This window comes from Pantoea conspicua, from assembly GCF_002095315.1.
GTDB lineage: Bacteria > Pseudomonadota > Gammaproteobacteria > Enterobacterales > Enterobacteriaceae > Pantoea > Pantoea conspicua.
Map to the genome: position 1 here is coordinate 67,620 of NZ_MLFN01000003.1, position 17,972 is coordinate 85,591.

The 17,972-nt window shown below is 60.3% G+C and carries 15 protein-coding genes and 1 pseudogene; 6 read left to right on the plus strand and 10 right to left on the minus strand.

Annotated features, from left to right (window positions below):
* Nucleotides 1–76: 76 nt before the first annotated feature.
* On the minus strand, nucleotides 77–865 hold the full coding sequence (gene hutG, locus HA41_RS02070; protein ID WP_094119369.1) for an N-formylglutamate deformylase: 789 nt from the start codon (nucleotides 863–865) through the stop codon (nucleotides 77–79).
* Complete coding sequence (gene hutI, locus HA41_RS02075; protein WP_094119370.1) at nucleotides 862–2,079, minus strand: imidazolonepropionase; 1,218 nt, start codon at nucleotides 2,077–2,079, stop codon at nucleotides 862–864. The genes hutG and hutI overlap by 4 nt, the downstream gene beginning before the upstream one ends.
* 81 nt (nucleotides 2,080–2,160) lie before the next feature.
* Between hutI and HA41_RS02080 the strand changes: the two genes are divergently transcribed.
* Both HA41_RS02080 and HA41_RS02085 read left to right on the plus strand, forming a co-directional pair.
* Nucleotides 2,161–3,516: a formimidoylglutamate deiminase gene (locus tag HA41_RS02080; RefSeq protein WP_094119371.1), complete on the plus strand. Its 1,356-nt coding sequence runs from the start codon at nucleotides 2,161–2,163 to the stop codon at nucleotides 3,514–3,516.
* A pseudogene (locus HA41_RS02085) lies at nucleotides 3,513–4,053 on the plus strand (HutD/Ves family protein). Before HA41_RS02080 ends, HA41_RS02085 begins: the two are co-directional and overlap by 4 nt.
* Here HA41_RS02085 and hutC read toward each other — a convergent pair.
* The gene (gene hutC / locus HA41_RS02090) at nucleotides 4,037–4,792 is read right to left on the minus strand and encodes a histidine utilization repressor (RefSeq protein ID WP_094119372.1); all 756 of its coding nucleotides are present in this window, start codon (nucleotides 4,790–4,792) and stop codon (nucleotides 4,037–4,039) included. The pseudogene HA41_RS02085 and the gene hutC overlap by 17 nt on opposite strands.
* Before the next feature lie 306 nt (nucleotides 4,793–5,098).
* Here hutC and hutH point away from each other — a divergent pair, with 306 nt between their 5' ends.
* The 3 genes from hutH to HA41_RS02105 all read left to right on the plus strand — a co-directional run bounded on the left by hutH (nucleotide 5,099) and on the right by HA41_RS02105 (nucleotide 9,706).
* Entirely contained in the window at nucleotides 5,099–6,658 is a 1,560-nt protein-coding gene (gene hutH, locus HA41_RS02095) for a histidine ammonia-lyase (protein ID WP_094119373.1), read from the plus strand.
* A gap of 10 nt (nucleotides 6,659–6,668) precedes the next feature.
* Nucleotides 6,669–8,357, plus strand: coding sequence for a urocanate hydratase (gene hutU, locus HA41_RS02100; RefSeq protein ID WP_094119374.1), 1,689 nt, complete (start codon nucleotides 6,669–6,671; stop codon nucleotides 8,355–8,357).
* Between the two features lie 191 nt (nucleotides 8,358–8,548).
* Complete coding sequence (locus tag HA41_RS02105) at nucleotides 8,549–9,706, plus strand: M20 aminoacylase family protein (protein WP_094119375.1); 1,158 nt, start codon at nucleotides 8,549–8,551, stop codon at nucleotides 9,704–9,706.
* 1 nt (nucleotide 9,707) lies between these two features.
* Here HA41_RS02105 and ybiB read toward each other — a convergent pair whose 3' ends face one another.
* The 4 genes from ybiB to HA41_RS02125 form a co-directional block, all read right to left on the minus strand.
* Complete coding sequence (gene ybiB, locus HA41_RS02110) at nucleotides 9,708–10,676, minus strand: DNA-binding protein YbiB (protein WP_094119376.1); 969 nt, start codon at nucleotides 10,674–10,676, stop codon at nucleotides 9,708–9,710.
* Between the two features lie 29 nt (nucleotides 10,677–10,705).
* Nucleotides 10,706–12,874: an ATP-dependent DNA helicase DinG gene (gene dinG, locus HA41_RS02115; RefSeq protein ID WP_094119377.1), complete on the minus strand. Its 2,169-nt coding sequence runs from the start codon at nucleotides 12,872–12,874 to the stop codon at nucleotides 10,706–10,708.
* 125 nt (nucleotides 12,875–12,999) lie between these two features.
* The gene (locus tag HA41_RS02120; protein ID WP_094119378.1) at nucleotides 13,000–13,518 is read right to left on the minus strand and encodes a GNAT family N-acetyltransferase; all 519 of its coding nucleotides are present in this window, start codon (nucleotides 13,516–13,518) and stop codon (nucleotides 13,000–13,002) included.
* Nucleotides 13,515–14,078: an XRE family transcriptional regulator gene (locus HA41_RS02125; RefSeq protein WP_094119379.1), complete on the minus strand. Its 564-nt coding sequence runs from the start codon at nucleotides 14,076–14,078 to the stop codon at nucleotides 13,515–13,517. The genes HA41_RS02120 and HA41_RS02125 overlap by 4 nt, the downstream gene beginning before the upstream one ends.
* Before the next feature lie 150 nt (nucleotides 14,079–14,228).
* Between HA41_RS02125 and HA41_RS02130 the strand changes: the two genes are divergently transcribed.
* Entirely contained in the window at nucleotides 14,229–14,963 is a 735-nt protein-coding gene (locus HA41_RS02130) for a MerR family transcriptional regulator (protein WP_094119380.1), read from the plus strand.
* A gap of 173 nt (nucleotides 14,964–15,136) precedes the next feature.
* Here the strand turns inward: HA41_RS02130 and HA41_RS02135 are convergent, their stop codons facing one another.
* Genes HA41_RS02135 through HA41_RS02145 form a run of 3 tightly spaced genes read right to left on the minus strand, consistent with a single transcriptional unit; the run spans nucleotide 15,137 to nucleotide 17,971 of the window.
* Nucleotides 15,137–15,868: an ABC transporter permease gene (locus tag HA41_RS02135; RefSeq protein WP_094119381.1), complete on the minus strand. Its 732-nt coding sequence runs from the start codon at nucleotides 15,866–15,868 to the stop codon at nucleotides 15,137–15,139.
* Nucleotides 15,856–16,803, minus strand: a complete 948-nt coding sequence (locus HA41_RS02140) for an ABC transporter ATP-binding protein (RefSeq protein WP_094119382.1) — start codon at nucleotides 16,801–16,803, stop codon at nucleotides 15,856–15,858. Before HA41_RS02140 ends, HA41_RS02135 begins: the two co-directional genes overlap by 13 nt.
* Nucleotides 16,796–17,971 (minus strand): ABC transporter permease, encoded by a 1,176-nt coding sequence (locus tag HA41_RS02145; protein WP_094119383.1) that lies wholly within the window; start codon nucleotides 17,969–17,971, stop codon nucleotides 16,796–16,798. The genes HA41_RS02140 and HA41_RS02145 overlap by 8 nt, the downstream gene beginning before the upstream one ends.
* Nucleotide 17,972 lies beyond the last annotated feature (1 nt).

Below are 17,972 nucleotides of genomic sequence, written 5' to 3' on the forward strand. Positions count from 1 at the left end.
TTCCGCTTAGCGCTAGCGTAGCACCTGCCGCGCCACTTATCCCCTCCCCGCTATTGCCCGCTCAATGTGGCCCGAGTCAGACACTGGCCTGCATTAGCATCCGCTGAATCAGCGCTTTGAGCAGTTTCTGCAGCTGGCTGGCGCGTGTCTGCTGCCAGGCGTAAGGCGGCGTCTCATCCATGTAATTAAGCTGCGCCAGCTCCAGCTGTACCGCCTGAATCTGCTGCTGCGGCTGGCCGTAGGCACGGGTGATGTAGCCGCCTTTGAAACGTCCATTTACCACCCAGCAGTATTCACTCTGCGCGGCACACACGTCCTGAATGGCTGCAATCAGCGTCGGGCTGCAACTGGCGCCGTCATTGGTGCCGATGTTGAGATCGGGCAGACGCCCTTCAAACAGACGCGGAATCTGACTGGCAATGGAGTGCGCATCAAACAGCAGCGCGTAACCGTACTGCGCTTTCAGGCGTGCCAGCTCCTGCTGGATCTGCTGGTGATAGGGATGCCAGATCTGGTCAATGTAACCCTGACGCTGGCTCGCATCCGGCGTTTTTCCTGGCGCAAAGGTGGGGGTGCCGTCAAACAGCGTCTCCGGAAACAGGCCGGTAGTGGCGGTGCTGTAGAGCGGCTGGTTATCCGGCGGCCGGTTGAGATCAATCACATAACGGGAATAGTGACCAATCAGCACGCTGGCCCCCAGATCATGGACAAAATCGTACAGCAGCGGAATGTGCCAGTCGGTGTCCGGCAGGCCGCGCGCGGCCTCGCTCAGCCCGGCTTCAACCTCCGGCGTCAGCTGGGTACCGGCGTGCGGGATGCTGACCAGCAGCGGCAGCGTGCCCTGAGTAAAATGAAAAGCATTCATCGGCGTTCTCCACGATAGATGACGGTACAGGGCAACTCGCCCCCCAGCCAGTAAACCAGTTCCGCCGGACGAGCCAGCGGCCAGTGGACAAAGTTCGCCACTTTTCCCGCTTCAAGCGAGCCGTGACTGTCGGCTAACCCCAGCGCCTGAGCGCCATACAGTGTGACCCCGGCCAGCGCTTCTTCCGGCGTCATGCCAAACAGCGTGCAGCCCATGTTCAGCATCAGCCGTAACGACAGAGCGGGTGAAGTGCCGGGATTGGCGTCACTGGCCAGTGCCATCGGCACACCGTAGCGACGAAACAGCGCCACTGGCGGACGCTGGGTTTCACGCAGCAGATAAAACGCACCGGGCAGCAAAACGGCGACCGTGCCGTGCTGCGCCATCGCCTGTGCATCTGCTTCGGTCGCATATTCAAGATGATCGGCCGACAAGGCACCAAAGCCAGCCGCCAGCGACGCCCCACCCAGCGATGAAAGCTGCTCGGCATGCAGTTTCACCGGCAGTCCCAGCGCTTTCGCGCCTTCAAATACCCGCGTCACCTGCTGCGGTGAAAACGCCAGATGCTCACAAAAGGCATCGACCGCATCGGCCAGTCCCGCTGCTTTCACCGCAGGCAACAGGCGCTGGCAGATGATATCAATCCAGCCCTCCGGATGATGTTTAAACTCCGGCGGAAACGCATGGGCGGCCAGACAGGTTGCCTGCACGTCAGCGGCCACGCTGGCACCCAGCCGGCGAATCGCCCGCAGCATCCGCAGTTCGCTCTCTTCATCCAGCCCGTAGCCGGACTTGATCTCAACGGTGGTGACGCCTTCCGCCAGCAGGCGATCAAGCCGCCAGCGCGCCGAGGCCACCAGTTGATCTTCGGTGGCGTTGCGGGTGGCGCGCACGGTAGAGAGGATCCCACCGCCCTGAGCCGCAATTTCCGCATAACTGACACCATTCAGGCGTTGCTCGAACTCCTGGCTGCGATCGCCGCCAAACACCAGATGAGTATGACAATCCACCAGCCCAGGCGTAATGATGCCGCCTGGCAGCCGGTGGTGCTGATCGGCGATAAAGGTGGGCATTTCCGCCGCAGGGCCGACCCACACCAGCCTGCCCGCCCTGACGACCAGCGCGCCCTGCGGGATCAGATGGTACTTTCCGTCACGCATGGTGACCAGATCGGCCCCGGTCCACACACTCTCTACGCGCATATCCTCTGCCATCGCTGCCTCATGCCTCCGCCGTTTACACTGTGCGTCAAAGTATGTATATGTATATACAACCACATCCGTTGAGGATCAACCATGGCGACTTTTTTTGCCCCGCGCGCAATGCTGGCTGAAGGCTGGCGACAACAGGTTCGGATCTCGGTCAATCCGGCCGGTTTTATCGACGCAGTGACCCCCGACAGCCACGACGCCGGAGCGATCCGGCTGAATGGCGAGGTGATCCCGGCGATCGCTAATCTTCACTCACATGCCTTTCAGCGCGCCATGGCGGGCTTAGCCGAAGTGGCTGGCGATCCGCAGGACAGTTTCTGGACCTGGCGCGACCTGATGTACCGGATGGTGCAGCGCCTGACGCCGGACCAGGTGGGAGACATCGCTGCCCTGCTCTACATTGAGATGCTGAAAGGCGGGTACAGCCAGGTGGCAGAATTTCACTATCTGCATCATGATCCTGACGGCATGCCCTACCCTGACGACGCGATGCTGCAACAGCTGATCCGTGCGGCCGGGGTGGCCGGAATCGGTCAGACCCTGCTGCCGGTACTCTACAGCTACAGCGGTTTTGACGCGCAGCCGCCTGTGGCCGGACAGAAACGTTTTATTCAGCAAACCGAGTGTTATCTGCAGCAGCAGTCGCGGTTGCATGAGCTGCAACGAAACCGGCCGCTGCTGAATGCCGGTCTCTGCTTTCATTCGCTGCGCGCAGTGAGTGAAAGCCAGATGCAACAGGTGCTGGCGGCCAGTGACCCGGCACTGCCGGTACATATTCACGTTGCTGAACAGCAAAAAGAGGTCAATGACTCGCTGGCGTGGAGCGGAGAGCGTCCGGTGTCGTGGCTGCTGAACCGCTTTGCGGTGGATGCCCGCTGGTGCCTGATTCACGCCACCCATCTGGATGAGAGCGAACTGTCACGTCTCGCCGCCAGCGGCGCGGTGGCGGGATTATGTCCGACCACCGAAGCCAATCTCGGTGATGGCATCTTTCCGGCGGTGGAATATATCGCCCAGGGCGGACGCTGGGGGATTGGCTCGGACAGCCACGTTTCGCTGAGTATCAACGAAGAGTTACGCTGGCTGGAATATGCCCAGCGGTTGCGCGACCAGCGCCGCAATCGCATCACCCTGCCGGACCAGACCTCGGTCGGCGATCTGCTGTGGCAGCAGGCAGCGGCAGGCGGCGCTCAGGCGTGCGGTATTCAACAGGGTTCGCTGGCGGTGGGACAGCGGGCCGACTGGCTGGTGCTGCGCGACGAGGCGTGGCTCGGCAGTGTGGATCATCGTTCGGTGCTGAATCGCTGGCTGTTTGCCGGCCAGCGCGATCAGATCCGTGACGTCTATGTTGCCGGCAAAGCGGTCATCCAGGAGGGCTATCATCCGGCGCAGGAAGCCTCTGCTGCCCGGTTCAGTCAGGCGATGGCGGCACTCCGATGATTCGATTTGCGTATGCTGACCTGGCGGTCAGTCGCTGGCGTAACGGCGGCGGAGAGACCCGCGAGCTGATCAGTTATCCACCCGGCGCGGCTGCGTTTGAATGGCGTGTCAGCATCGCGACGCTGGCGCAGGACGGGCCGTTCTCCGCCTTTCCAGGCGTTGATCGCATCATCACCCTGCTGCACGGTGATGCGGTCGCACTCACCGCCCCTGGCGTTGAGCAGCGCTTAACGCCGCTGCAGCCCTGGGCATTTGCTGGCGAACTGGCATTAAACGCCCGGCTTGAGGGTGGAATCAGTGAGGATTTCAATATCATGACCCGGCGCGGGCAATGGCAGGCAACGGTTGAGGTAGTGACCCATGCGGTCAGCAGCCCGCACGGCGTCGCCTGGGTCGTGGCGGGCGGCATGGCAGCTGGCAAACGGCGAGCGGCTGACGGCGCAGCAAGGTGCGGCCTGGGTGGATGAGGGAACCCGGCTCAGCCCGATCAGCGACGATGCCCGGCTGCTGCTGACCCGGCTTAACCGTGTCCCTTAAAGCGGCCCAGCAATTTATAACGTGAGCCGGGATAAAGCAGGCGCGCATAGGTGACGATTTTGTTGTCGCTCCAGGTCTGACGGCGGATCAGCAGGCAAGGCTCATGCTCCTCCAGCGCGAGATGTTTACGCTGGCGCGCATCGGGCAGCACCGCTTCAACAATGTGCTCGCCCGCGGTCAGCGGCGCGACCCGCATCAGATAGGTATATGGCGTCTGGCTGTGATAATCCTGGGTCAGATAATCGGGTGCCACCAGCGGGTTGACCAGTCGATCTTCCAGCTGTACCGGCAGCTCATTTTCGTAATGGACAATCAGTGAGTGGTAAAGCGTCTGTCCGGTGGTGAGTCCCAGCACCGCCGCCTGTTCCGGATCGGCTTTATTCTGGCCGATAGCCAGGATTTTGCAGCTATGCTGATGACCGCGCTGGGCGATCTCATCGGCGATGTTATGCACTTCCAGCATCGCGGTATAGCCTTTCATCTCGGCGACAAAGGTTCCGACGCCCTGCATCCGCACCAGAAACCCTTCGCTGGTCAGTTCACGCAGCGCCCGGTTAATCGTCATCCGGCTAACGCCCAGCTCATTCACCAGTTCACTTTCTGAGGGCACACGCTGGTTCGCTTTCCATAGCCCTTCGCGAATCTGACTGACAATCGCCTGCTTCACACGCTGATAAATCGGCGCGGGTTCATCGCTCATGGCCGCAGCCAGTTGTGCCAGTGCCGTATGCTCGACCATTTGCTGTTCCTTATCCAGATAATCTCTCAAGTTTACTGTCTCGCTACGTGAATGTATATACATCCATTTCCGTCGACTGCGTCCCTTCGGTGCAGGCTGCGCATCAGGCTGGTGCAGGTGCTGTGTCACCCTTTGCCGATCGCACAGACAGGGCGGACACTGCATTTTTGTGATCGCTCTGGCACGACCCTTGCTACTTGTATAGACAAGAATAGACACTTATGCTTCACTCACCTTATTCCGCTGGATCAGGGCAATAAATATCGCTTAGCCCCGTCAGCACACTTGTATAGACAGGAGCAGACTATGTCAGGTTCGTCGCAGGTATTACACCTGGTGCCGGGCGAGGTGGATCTCGCCACATTACGCGCTATCTATCAGGGTAACGTCACCCTTAGCCTTGATCAGTCAGCACGCCAGGCGATTGCCGATGCGCAGCAAACTGTCGAGGCTATCGTCGCCTCCGGCAAGGTGGTGTATGGCATTAATACCGGTTTCGGCAAGCTGGCGCAGACCCAGATTCCGGCGGGCCGGCTGGCCGATCTGCAACGTAACCTGGTGCTGTCACACAGCGTCGGCCTCGGGGATCTGCTGCCGGACAATGTGACCCGTCTGGTGGTTGCCACCAAAATTATCAGCCTGGCACGCGGTCACTCCGGGGTACGAATCGAACTGGTCGAGGCGCTGCTGACACTGTTCAACGCGGGTGTGATGCCGGTTATCCCGGAGAAAGGCTCGGTGGGTGCCTCTGGCGATCTGGCGCCGCTGGCGCACATGTCGCTGATGCTGCTGGGCGAAGGCCAGGTGCGACTCAACGGCGTGCTGATCCCGGCGACGGAAGGACTGGCCTCGGTCGGACTGTCGCCGTTTGTGCTCGGGCCGAAAGAGGGACTGGCGCTGCTCAACGGCACTCAGGTCTCAACCGCGCTGGCACTGCGTGGCCTGTTTGAGGGGGAAAACCTGTTTGCCGCCGGGCTGATGGCCGGTGCGCTGTCGCTGGAAGCGATTAAAGGCTCGCTGAAGCCGTACGACGCCCGCATTCATCAGGCGCGCGGTCAGCAGGGGCAGATTGCCGTAGCCGCAGCGGTCAGCGCCCTGATTGAGGGCAGTGAGATCCTCGCCTCTCATACACATTGCGGCCGGGTGCAGGACCCCTATTCCATTCGCTGCGTACCGCAGGTGATGGGTGCCTGTCTCGACAACCTGTGCCACGCGGCGCGGATATTGCAGATTGAAGCCAACGCCGCCTCTGATAATCCGCTGGTGTTCAGCGACAGCGGCGATGTGATCTCCGGCGGTAACTTCCATGCCGAGCCAGTGGCGTTCGCCGCGGATATCCTGGCGCTGGCGATTGCTGAAGTCGGCGCGATTTCTGAACGTCGCCTGGCACTGCTGCTGGACACCGGCTTATCCGGTCTGCCGCCGTTCCTGGTGCATGACGGCGGAGTTAACTCCGGTTTTATGATTGCTCAGGTCACTGCCGCGGCGCTGGCCTCCGAGAATAAATCGCTGGCGCATCCCGGCAGCGTGGACAGCCTGCCGACCTCCGCCAATCAGGAAGATCACGTTTCAATGGCGACCTACGCTGCGCGCCGTCTCGGCAGCATGTGCTTCAACAGCGCAGCGGTAGTTGGCATCGAAGCGATGGCGGCGGCACAGGGCATTGAATTTAACCGACCGCTGAAAAGCTCGGCGACCCTTGAGCAGGCAATGGGCACTATCCGCGAACAGGTGGCTTTCCTTGAAGAAGACCGCCTGCTGGCACCCGATATCGAGGCGATGCGTCAGTGGGCAAGTCGCGCTGACTGGCCTCCGGCTTTGACCGCGCTGCTACCAAGTCTGCGCGCCCTCACTTCTGCTGAATAAGGAATCTGTAATGAGCGAAACCCTGTCTCAGGCCGTGGCCCGCGAAATTCGTGCCCCGCATGGCACCACGCTGCACTGCGCTAACTGGCTGATTGAAGCGGCTTACCGGATGATCCAGAACAACCTCGATCCTGACGTTGCCGAGCGCCCGGAGGACCTGGTGGTGTACGGCGGTATCGGCAAAGCGGCGCGTAACTGGGCGTGCTTCGAGCAGATCCTGCGCTCGTTAAAGGCGTTACAGCCGGATGAGACGCTCCTGATCCAGAGCGGCAAGCCGGTCGGGGTATTCCGTACCCATGCCGATGCGCCACGCGTGCTGCTGGCTAACTCCAACCTGGTGCCGCACTGGGCTAACTGGGATCACTTCCATGAGCTGGATAAAGCGGGCCTGATGATGTACGGCCAGATGACCGCCGGTTCCTGGATCTATATCGGCGCGCAGGGCATCGTGCAGGGTACCTACGAAACTTTCGTCGAAGCGGGACGCCAGCACTACAACAACGATCTGAGCGGGCGCTGGATCCTGACTGCCGGTCTCGGTGGTATGGGCGGCGCACAACCGCTGGCGGGCGTGCTGGCGGGCGCCTGCGTACTGGCCATCGAGTGCCAGGAGTCGCGCATCGATTTCCGTCTGCGTACCCGCTACGTCGATCACAAAGCGACCTCGCTGGATGAGGCACTGGCGCTGATTAATAAGGCGACCGCGGCGAAAAAAGCGATTTCGGTCGGGCTGCTGGGCAATGCGGCCGAGATCCTGCCGGAGCTGGTGAAACGCGCCCGGGCGGGCGGACCGAAGCCGGATATCGTGACCGATCAGACCTCGGCCCACGACCCAATTAATGGCTATCTGCCGATTGGCTGGGATCTGGCGCGCTGGCAGCAGGAGAAAGTCTCGCAGCCGAAAGCGGTAGAGAAAGCGGCACGCGCCTCAATGGCGGTACACGTGCAGGCGATGCTCGACTTCTGTCATATGGGCATTCCGACTGTCGACTACGGCAACAACATCCGTCAGGTGGCGCTGGATGAAGGGGTCACCAACGCGTTCGATTTTCCTGGCTTTGTCCCGGCCTATATCCGTCCGCTGTTTTGTGAAGGCAAAGGCCCGTTCCGTTGGGTGGCACTGTCAGGCGATCCGGAAGATATCTACAAAACCGATGCTAAACTTAAAGCGCTGTTTCCGCAGCACAAAACCCTGCATCGCTGGCTGGATATGGCGCAGGAGCGCATCGCCTTCCAGGGACTGCCGGCCCGCATCTGCTGGCTCGGCCTGGGCGAACGCCACCTTGCTGGACTGGCCTTCAACGAAATGGTGCGCAATGGCGAGCTGAAAGCGCCGGTAGTGATTGGCCGCGACCACCTCGACTGCGGCTCGGTCGCCTCACCGAACCGTGAAACCGAAGCGATGAAAGATGGCTCTGACGCGGTGTCAGACTGGCCGTTACTCAATGCGCTGCTTAACACTGCGGGTGGCGCGACCTGGGTCAGCCTGCATCACGGTGGCGGCGTCGGCATGGGCTTCTCCCAGCACGCCGGCGTGGTGATTGTCTGCGACGGCACTAAAGAGGCGGATGCACGTCTGGGGCGCGTACTGTGGAACGATCCGGCGACCGGCGTAATGCGCCACGCCGATGCGGGCTACCCACAGGCGCAGGCCTGTGCAGAGCAACACGGACTCCATCTTCCGATGCTGCAAAAGTAATCAAACGTCGGGGTCAGCGCCGCGCTGGCCCCGGTTTTATACGCCTCATCCCACTTCAGCGGTCATCGTTACTTATTAGTTATTCCATTTTGGTTTAGCCTATAGCCAGATTTCGCCGTTACGGCAATAGACGCCGTGCTCCCCGACCACTAAAGTGAAATCTTCTCATTCTGTATGGAGCGCGATTCTGCATGACCCTTTCCCCCGCCCTGCTTGAAGATGCGCTGCACTGGCGCCGACAGCTCCATCGCCAGCCTGAATTAGGTTACCAGGAACATCACACCAGCGATCTTATTGCACGCGAACTTGAGCTGGCCGGATTACAGGTATTTCGCGGTCTGGCAGGAACAGCAGTAGTGGGCACGCTGGTAAATGGTCCCGGTCCGGTTATCGGGCTGCGTGCCGACATGGATGCCCTGCCGATCACCGAAAAAGGTGAGGTCGAATGGCGATCCGCGACGCCAGGCGTGATGCACGCCTGCGGCCACGACGGTCACAGTGCCATTCTGCTGGCCGCTGCCCGACAGCTGGCGGCGACCCGGCAGTTCAGCGGCACGGTGCACTTTATTTTTCAGCCCGCCGAGGAAAATCTGGGCGGTGCGCGCAAAATGGTGGAACAGGGACTGTTCCAGCGCTTCCCGATGGATGCGGTTTACGCCATGCATAACTGGCCGGGCCTGCCGCTCGGGTCACTGGCGGTGAATCCCGGGGCGATGATGGCCTCACTGGATTCGTTTGAAATTACGCTGCACGGCAAGAGTTGCCACGCCGCGATGCCGGAAAGCGGTGCCGATCCGATGGTGGTGGCGGCTGAGCTGATCCTGGCGCTGCAAACTATTCCGTCGCGCCGGCTGTCACCGCTCTCCTCGGCGGTGGTCAGCGTGACGCAGATCCACGGCGGTGAGGCGATTAACGTCATCCCGGAACAGATTGTATTACGCGGGACGGTACGCTGCCTGCAACCGGCGGTACGCGACAAAGTCCGGACGCTGATCGATGAATTTGTGGCTACCCTGCCCCGCCCGTTTGGGGTGAGCGGCGAGACCCGCTGGTTACCCGGCTATCCGGTGACCGCCAACCATGCCGGTCCGGCAGAGCAGGTGCGCGCGGTGGCGCTGGCGACGCTGGGAGAAGAGCATGTTCACTGGCAGATCAATCCCTCAATGGCCTCTGAGGATTTTGCCTGCATGATGGAAGCCTGTCCGGGCGCTTACTTCTGGCTCGGTGCCGACGGTGAAACCCCGTCAGCACCGCTGCATAATGCCCGCTACGACTTTAATGACGCGTTACTGCCGATCGGCATTCGCTTCTGGCAGGATCTGGTGGAACAGGTGCTGCCGATCGCCTGAATCAGTAACCGGTGGCGCGCAGCCGCTGGTCGGCCGCCTCCAGCGAGTCACATTCCCCACTGGCGCGCAGGCAGCAGGCCAGCTGCAGCCGCAGTGCCTGCGGTACCGGGCGCTGCTGGTTAATCACCTGCTCAATCCAGGCGGCGGTCACCGTTGCTGATTTACCCGCTGGCAACTCAACCTGGACCTCGGGCTGGCGCTCTACCCACACTTCCGCTTCCGATCCCGCGCCGCGGATCACACTGATCGCCGGGCAACGCTGCGGATTGGCATAAACCTCTCCCTCGGTGCCATTCAGCAGCAGCGCAGGCGCATCAATATCGCTGAAGAACTTCGCCACCCGCGGCACATATTCCGGATGCGACACGCTCGACAGCCGCAGCGCGTCGCGTTCGCCAAACGGCGTGGCCAGTTTTGCCAGCGTATGCGCACTGTTACGCACGCCCATCCGCCAGCGCAGCGACAGCTGTTTCGCCATCGGCGGGCAGAGATAATCCACGGTCATAAACGCCAGTTCACCCGCATCGAGCTTTGCCTGCGCCTGTTCAGCAGTGGTGACCGGCATTACCCCCAGCGCAGCGAACACCACTTCACTGGTGATGCGCGTCGCGTCATCACTGACGCCATGCACCAGCACCGGGAAACCGAGCTTCACCAGCAGCAGCGCCAGTAACGGCGTCAGGTTGCCCTGTCGCCGTGCGCCGTTATAGCTCGGGATCACCACTGGCATCGGCCGGTTAGCCGGGGCGTTCAGCTTCATCATCTGCGCCTGCATCGCCTGATAAAAACCGCGCATCTCCGCTTTGCCTTCGCCCTTGATACGCAGCGCAATCAGAATGCCCCCCAGCTCCAGATCCGGCACTTCGCCCGCCAGCATCGCACTGTAAAGTGCCACGGCGGTGTCGAAATCGATGTCGCGGGCATGATTTTTACCGCGGCCGATCTCTTTGATAATTTTATTCAGTTCCATTACTCGCTTCCGGTTAAGTGTGCGGCGGTTTAGCGCCGCGTCGGACGTCGTTTACGCACGGTGCGCGTGGCGGCCGGTGCGGCCGGTATCGCTGCCGGCTCTGGCGGTTCGGGCTGCTCAATCGGGAAAATCGGCAATGCCGCCAGCAGTCGGCTGCCGTAGGCTTTGCTCAGCAGACGGCGGTCATAAATAACAATTTCGCCATAACATTGATGGCTGCGAATCAGGCGTCCAACCTGTTGAATCAGAGTAAACGAGGCACTGGGTAAACTCTGCACCTCAAACGGATAACGCTTCAGGCTCTTCAGCCATTCGCCTTCGGTTAAAATTACCGGACTGTCTACCGGCGGAAAAGCAATTTTATGAATATGCACCTGACTGAGCAGATCGCCTTTTAAATCGAGCCCTTCCGCGAACGATTGCAGGCCAATCAGAATACTGGTCTCGCCTTTGCTCACCCGCTGACGATGCAGATCGACCAGTCGGCTGCGCGGCTGATCGCCCTGCACCAGCATCGACAGGCGCAAATCGGGCAGGCAGGCGACAAACTGCTGCATCGCCCGGTTACTGGCGAACAGCACCAGTACCCCTTTATGCTGCTTCAGATTCATCTGCTGGCGGAAGAAACCCGCCATCTCAGCGATGTGTTCCGCTTCGTGAGTCATCAGCGGTTCGTAGCGCATTTGCGGGATTACCAGCTTGCCTTGCTCAACATGGTTGAACGGCGAGTCGAGCGCCACAAAACGGTCGCCCGCTTTTTCATTCAGCCCCGACATCTCCTGCAGGCGGTTAAAACTGTTGAGCGAACGCAGCGTGGCGGAGGTGACCACCACATGCGGAATTTTACGCCACAGCATTTTCTCCAGCTGATCGCTGACGCGAATCCCGGCGCAATGGAACAGCAGGTGCGCCTGACCTTCGCGCAGTTCGCGGGTAATCCATTTCGACACCGGCGCGCCAGAGGCTTTCTCCATCGCCGCCAGTCGCCACAGCTTACTGACCGATTCAAACCAGCCGAACTGACGGTTCAGCTGCAGCAGATTACGGTGCAGCCGCACCACATCGACCTTGCCGGTCTGTTCGCTCAGAGCATTGATCAGGCCTTCGCTCAGGCCACGCAGCGCATCGCTGAGTTTGAACAGCCGGGCGCACAGATCCAGCAACTCCTGCGGCAACGCGCCCAGTACGAAGCGGAATTCGCCCGGCTGGTTGTGCGGCGGCAACAGCGGATTGAGCGCCTGGCTGGTAATGGTCAACAGTTCGCGCAATTCGTCGCAGTGCGCTGTCAGCCGCTCCGGGTTTGCCAGCGGCGGCGGGGATTTTGGCCGCATCTGCGTCATGATGCTGTCCACCAGCTTGATGAACAGATCCAGCTGCAGGCTGCTCCAGCCTGGCGTGATATCGGCGCTCATTTCCAGTGCATCACGCGCTACTTCCGGCAGATGATGACCTTCATCCAGCACCAGCATCAGATTCTTCGCCGGCGGCAGCACCGATTCGTTTTCCATCGCTGCCATCACCAGCGCATGGTTGGCCACCACCACATCGACCTGCTCAATCTCGCGGCGTGCCACAAAAAACGGGCATTCACGATACCAGCGACAGTGGGCACCGAGGCAGCTGGCTTTGTCGGTTGAGAGCCGCTGCCACAGACTATCGCTGACGTTTTCTTCGCTGTGATCGCGCAGGCCGTCCCACTGATAGCGGTCCAGCGCTTTCTGCAACCGGCCGCACTGCGTCTGCTCTTCTTTGGTGCTGCTGATGGCGTCATCATCCAGGTAGAGCAGCAAATCGCCCTGCTGTTCGTCATCTGCCGCCAGCGCCGCCAGGTTGCGCGGACAGACATAGCGGCCGCGACCAAAGGCGGCGGTAAACGTGAGGTCGGGAATAATTTTTTTCAGCAGCGGCAGATCTTTAGTGAAGATTTGATCCTGCAGCGCGACGTTAGCGGTACTGATCACCAGCCGTTTTTCCTGAGCGCGGCTGGCCGCAATGCCAGGGATCAGATAAGAGAGGGTTTTTCCCACGCCGGTTGGCGCTTCCACCGCCAGATGACGGGCATCATCGCCCGCCAGACATTTTGCCACTTCGGCAATCATCTGCCGCTGGGCGGCGCGCGGAATGAAATCGGGCACCTGCTGCTGCAGCGCTTTATACCACTGCGCTATCTGGCTTTTTACTGCTGCTGTCAGGGCCATTGCTTCTGTTACCACACCGAAAAAATTGCCTGTATTTTTACACAGTACGCTGACGACGTCAGCTTTCAGGCAGATTTTTTCGTCTGCGGTTCCGAATCCCGTCTTTTATTGCATCCGGTGCCGGATCAGCCCAGCACTTTAAACATGTAGGTTGTCGCATCCAGCTCGCCGGTGGTGGATTCGGCATAAAACGGTATCGAGCCGGCGACCTGCCAGTCGAGCGAACGATAGAGATCGCTGGCGACATCACCGCTGCGCGTATCCAGCACCAGCAGCGTTTTGCCCAGCTGCCGCGCCCGCCGTTCCGCCTGCTGCATCAGCTGACGGGCGATGCCCTGGCGGCGTGCCCGCGGATGTACCAGCAGTTTGCTGATCTCCGCCCGATGACGGCCGTTGGGCATCGCACTGCCGTTAATCATCACCGTCGCCACGAGCGCGCCATACTGACTGGCCACCCACAGTTCGTCATTGCCGCCTGCCAGGTTGCAGATCCGATCCTGCCAGAATCGCAGAATCGCCTGCTGGTCGGCGGCATCAATAAATCCGACGCTGGCCCCTTCCGCTACGCAGCCCTGAAGCACGTCACAGAGTTCGGATAAGCGCTGCTGCGCCTGAGTTGCACTGAGCATCTGGTAATCGATCATGGTTTTGCCACCACCAGTAAATAGCGCGCGCCCTCAGTCAGGTGCGCTTCAAAGGCCGATCTCCCGGTCAGATGAAAGCGTAAGCAGTCACCGGGACGTAAGCTCCACTGCTGTGCTGCCATGCTGATGGTCAGCCCGCCTTCACGTAACCAGATATGCTGCTCCATACCCTGAATCGGTGGAGCGTCATAATCGATACGCGCACCGGGCCGTAACTTGCCCTCTACCAATTCGCATCTAAAATGAGTAACAGGCGGTGACACATTTCGCCGGTGAAATCCACTGGCTTCATCACTCCATATGGGCTGCTGGTCATACGGGATCAGCAGCTTCGCATCCTCCTCCACTTCACTCAGCAGGCGCGACATCGTTAATCCGTAGGCCACGCACAGGCGATTGAGCAGTGCGGCGGTGGGACTGGTCTCGCTGCGCTCAATTCGTGATAATGAGGCGCGGCTGATACCCGTTGCGATTGAAAGTTCATCCAGCGACCAGCCACGTTGCAAGCGTAATTCCGCCAGTCTCGCAGCCAGCCGTTGTTCGGTGTTCAGGTCCGGCATAGCATCTTCTCATAATTGGGAATAGATTCTCTTATATGAGATATAGCTGAGAAATGACGCAGCGGTCAAGTTGTACATTCAAAAATGTATTGTACAACTTAGTTTGCTTCGTTATGGTAATTCCACTCAGATCAGTCTAAAGAGGAATTTATGACCCTATACAGTATCGGCGACGTTGCCGAGCGCTGTGGCATAAACCCAGTGACCTTGCGTGCCTGGCAAAGACGTTATGGCTTACTGAAGCCGCAACGCACCGAAGGTGGGCATCGTCAATTTGATGAAGAAGATGTTCAGCGCATTGAAGAGATCATGCGCTGGATCGAAAGCGGCGTGCCGGTAGGCAAAGTTAAAGCGCTGCTGGAAGGCGGTGATGTCGATGCGCATGATGGCTGGACCACGCTGCAGGATGAGCTCATTGGCGTATTACGTCATGTCAGACCCGCCAAACTGCGTAATAAGATTGCGGCAATTGGTCGCGAACACCCAATAGATGCACTGATTGATCACGTTTTTATGCCGGTGCGTCAGAAGCTCAGCCTTGATCAAAATACCGCCCGTACCATGTGCAGTCTGCTGGATGGCTTGCTGATTGACTATGTGGCGTTCTGCCTCACCGCCAGCCGCAAAAAAGCGGGCAAAGATGCCCTGATTATCGGCTGGGGCATTGACGACCGCACCCGCATCTGGCTGGAAGGCTGGCGCCTGTCTCAGCACGGCTGGCGGATCGATGTGCTGGCTGAACCGCTCGACGTTCCGCGCCCGGAGCTGTTTCCCGGCATGAATATGTTTGTGTTTACCGGTAAAAAACTGACCCGCCGTCAGCAGGATCAGCTGTCACACTGGCAGGAACAGGGTTACGCCGTGCGGTTGCACGAAACGCCCTGATGACAAAAACGCACGCTGGGCACTTTGCCTGCTGCCTTGCGCGCGCTATCATTCCCGCCTCATTACAACGCGCTCAGGTTTTCCCATGAACTGGAAAAAAACATTCTTCGCTACGCTGTTTTTCATTATGGCGGCCGGCGGTACCAGCGGTCTGATGCTGGTCGGTTACTCTCTCATTGTTCACTCACGCTAAACCACCGCTGCAGGCGCTCGAACAGGCGATCGCTGACAATCGCCAGCAGCGCCACCAGTAACGCCCCCTGAATCACATACGCGGTATTAAACCCGCTTAAACCGATGATCACCGGTGAGCCCAGGCTTTTTGCCCCGACCGTTGAGGCGATAGCGGCTGTGCCAATGTTGATGATCACCGAGGTGCGGATGCCAGCGATAATCACCGGCGCAGCCAGCGCCAGCTCAATCTGCCATAAACGCTGCCAGGCGCTCATCCCGACGCCCTCGGCAATCTCCCGGCTGCTGGCAGGGACGCTGTCGATGCCCGCCAGCGTGCCTTGTAAGATCGGCAGCAAGCCATAGAGCAGCAGCGCCACCACCGCGGGCCAGGCACCAAACCCCATCACCGGCACCGCTATCGCCAGTACCGCCACCGGCGGAATGGTCTGTCCTGCCGCCACCAGGGTTTCCATTAACGGCCGGAACGCCCGACCGGCTTGCCGGGTGACCAGTATCCCACTCCCGACGCCGATCACTGTCGCCAGCAGACTTGCGGTAATCACCAGAAACAGATGCGCCAGCGTCAGTTGCCAGAAAGTCTCCTGCTGGTAAAGCGGCCGTGCCAGCTCAGGGAACCAGTGGTGGAACAGCGGCCCGCTATAGGGCATCAGCGTCAGCAGCGCGCCATACAGCAACACCAGCCACAACAGCGGATCGGTCAGCCAGCGCATGCGGTCTCCTCGCGCAGCGTCAGTAGATCGTTGAAATAGAGCACGCCCAGCGGCTGTTGCAGTTCATCGATCACCGGCAGTTTGTCGGTGCGTCGGGTAATAAACTGCGATAGCGCTTCCCGTAGCGTCAGCCCGGCGGCGATCGGTTCGCCCATCAGCCATTCGCCACGTCGCACTGCATCACCGACCTGCCCCAGCGCCAGCAGCCGCACGCCCATTTCGCTGCGACCAAAGAAGTCCCGCACAAAATCATTTTTCGGCTGAGTCAGCAGCTCAGCCGGTTTACCCTGCTGGACGATCTCACCGTTATCCATCAGCACAAGGCGATCGGCCAGCGTCAGCGCTTCATCAATGTCATGCGTCACCAGTACGATGGTGCGACCCGACAGTCGGTGAATACGTAACATCTCCTGTTGCAGCGCACCGCGGGTCACCGGATCGAGCGCGCCAAAGGGTTCATCCATCAGCAACACTTCCGGATCGGCCGCCAGCGCGCGCGCCACGCCCACCCGCTGCTGCTGTCCACCAGACAGCTGATGCGGATAGCGGTTCAGCAGTTGCGCATCGAGATTCAGCAATGCCAGTAACGCCGTTATCCGCTGCGTTACTTCTCTTTTTGACCAGCCGAGCAGCGCCGGAACCGTGGCGATATTTTTCTCTACCGTCCAGTGTGGAAACAGGCCGATCGACTGAATGGCATAGCCCATCCGCCGCCGCAGGGCGCGGGCATCAAGCTGGCGAATCGACTCACCGGCGAAACGGATCTCGCCGCTGTCGAACTCTACCAGCCGGTTGATCATCTTCAGGGTGGTCGATTTACCGGAACCGGAGGTGCCCAGCAGCACGCAGAACTCCCCTTCCGCCACTGTCAATGAGAGATCGCTGACCGCCGCTTTACCGTTGAAGGCACGCGAAACTCCCTTAAATTCAATCATCTTTTTTCTCCAGCAGTGAGATCAGCAGGCGGAACAGGGCATCGACGGTGACCGCCAGCGCAATTACCGGGATCACACCCAGCAGCACCAGATCCAGCGCACTGCTCAACAGGCCCTGAAAAATAATCGCGCCAAAGCCACCCGCGCCTATCAGCGCCGCGACCACCGCCATTCCCAGGGTTTGCACCACCACCACCCGCAGACCCGCCAGCCACACCGGCAGTGCCAGCGGCACATCGACCGCAAAAAACTGTTGCCAGCCGCTCATGCCGACGCCGCGCGCGCTTTCACGCACCTCCTGCGGGACCTGTTGCAGCCCGACCACCACGCTACGCACCAGCGGCAGTAAGGCGTACAGCACCAGCGCGATCAGGGCCGGCGCCATGCCGATGCCACTGATACCCCAGTCACCCAGCCACGGAAAACGCAGTGCCAGTCCCGCCAGCGGGGCAATCAGCAGGCCAAACAGCGCCACCGACGGCACAGTCTGGATCACATTCAGCACACCGAACACCGCGCTCTGCCAGCGAGGCTGCCGGAACAGCAGAATACCCAGCGGCAGTGCAATAAGCAGTGCGGGCAGGACGGTTCCGGCCAGCAAGGTCAGATGACGCACCAGCGCGGCGTCAAACACCGTCTGGCGATTGGCATACTCTTTCAGCAGGGAGAGATCATTAAGCTGGCCGCTGAACAGCAGCAACAGCGGCAACAGCCACACCTGCAGGTTAAGCAGCAGCTGCGCCAGCCGGTGGCGAGTCAGTTGCCGCACGGTATCGGTAATCAGCAGCAGCAGCAGCGCCCCGCTGCACCACATGCCGCTGGCAAAGCTGGTGCGCGCCAGCCGGCTGCCGTGCTGGCTGAGCAGCGTCGCCTGATTGCCACTTAGCCAGATCATCGCCGCCAGCATCAGTTCAGCCGACAACAGCGCCAGGCTAAAGCTGATGCGCGACGGCGGAAACCACAGCAGCAGCCATAATACCGCCAGGGGTGGCAGCACCACCGCCGACTGACTGATCTGCCAGCCCATCATGGGCTCGCCTGCGACCAGCCGGTTGGGCGCAAACGTCAGAAAGGGCAGCGCCACCAGTGACAGGCTGAGCAGCACCAGCAGCAGCAGCGCAACGGGTTGCTGGCCCGGCCGTCGTATCGCTTCCCGCGATATCCGCATC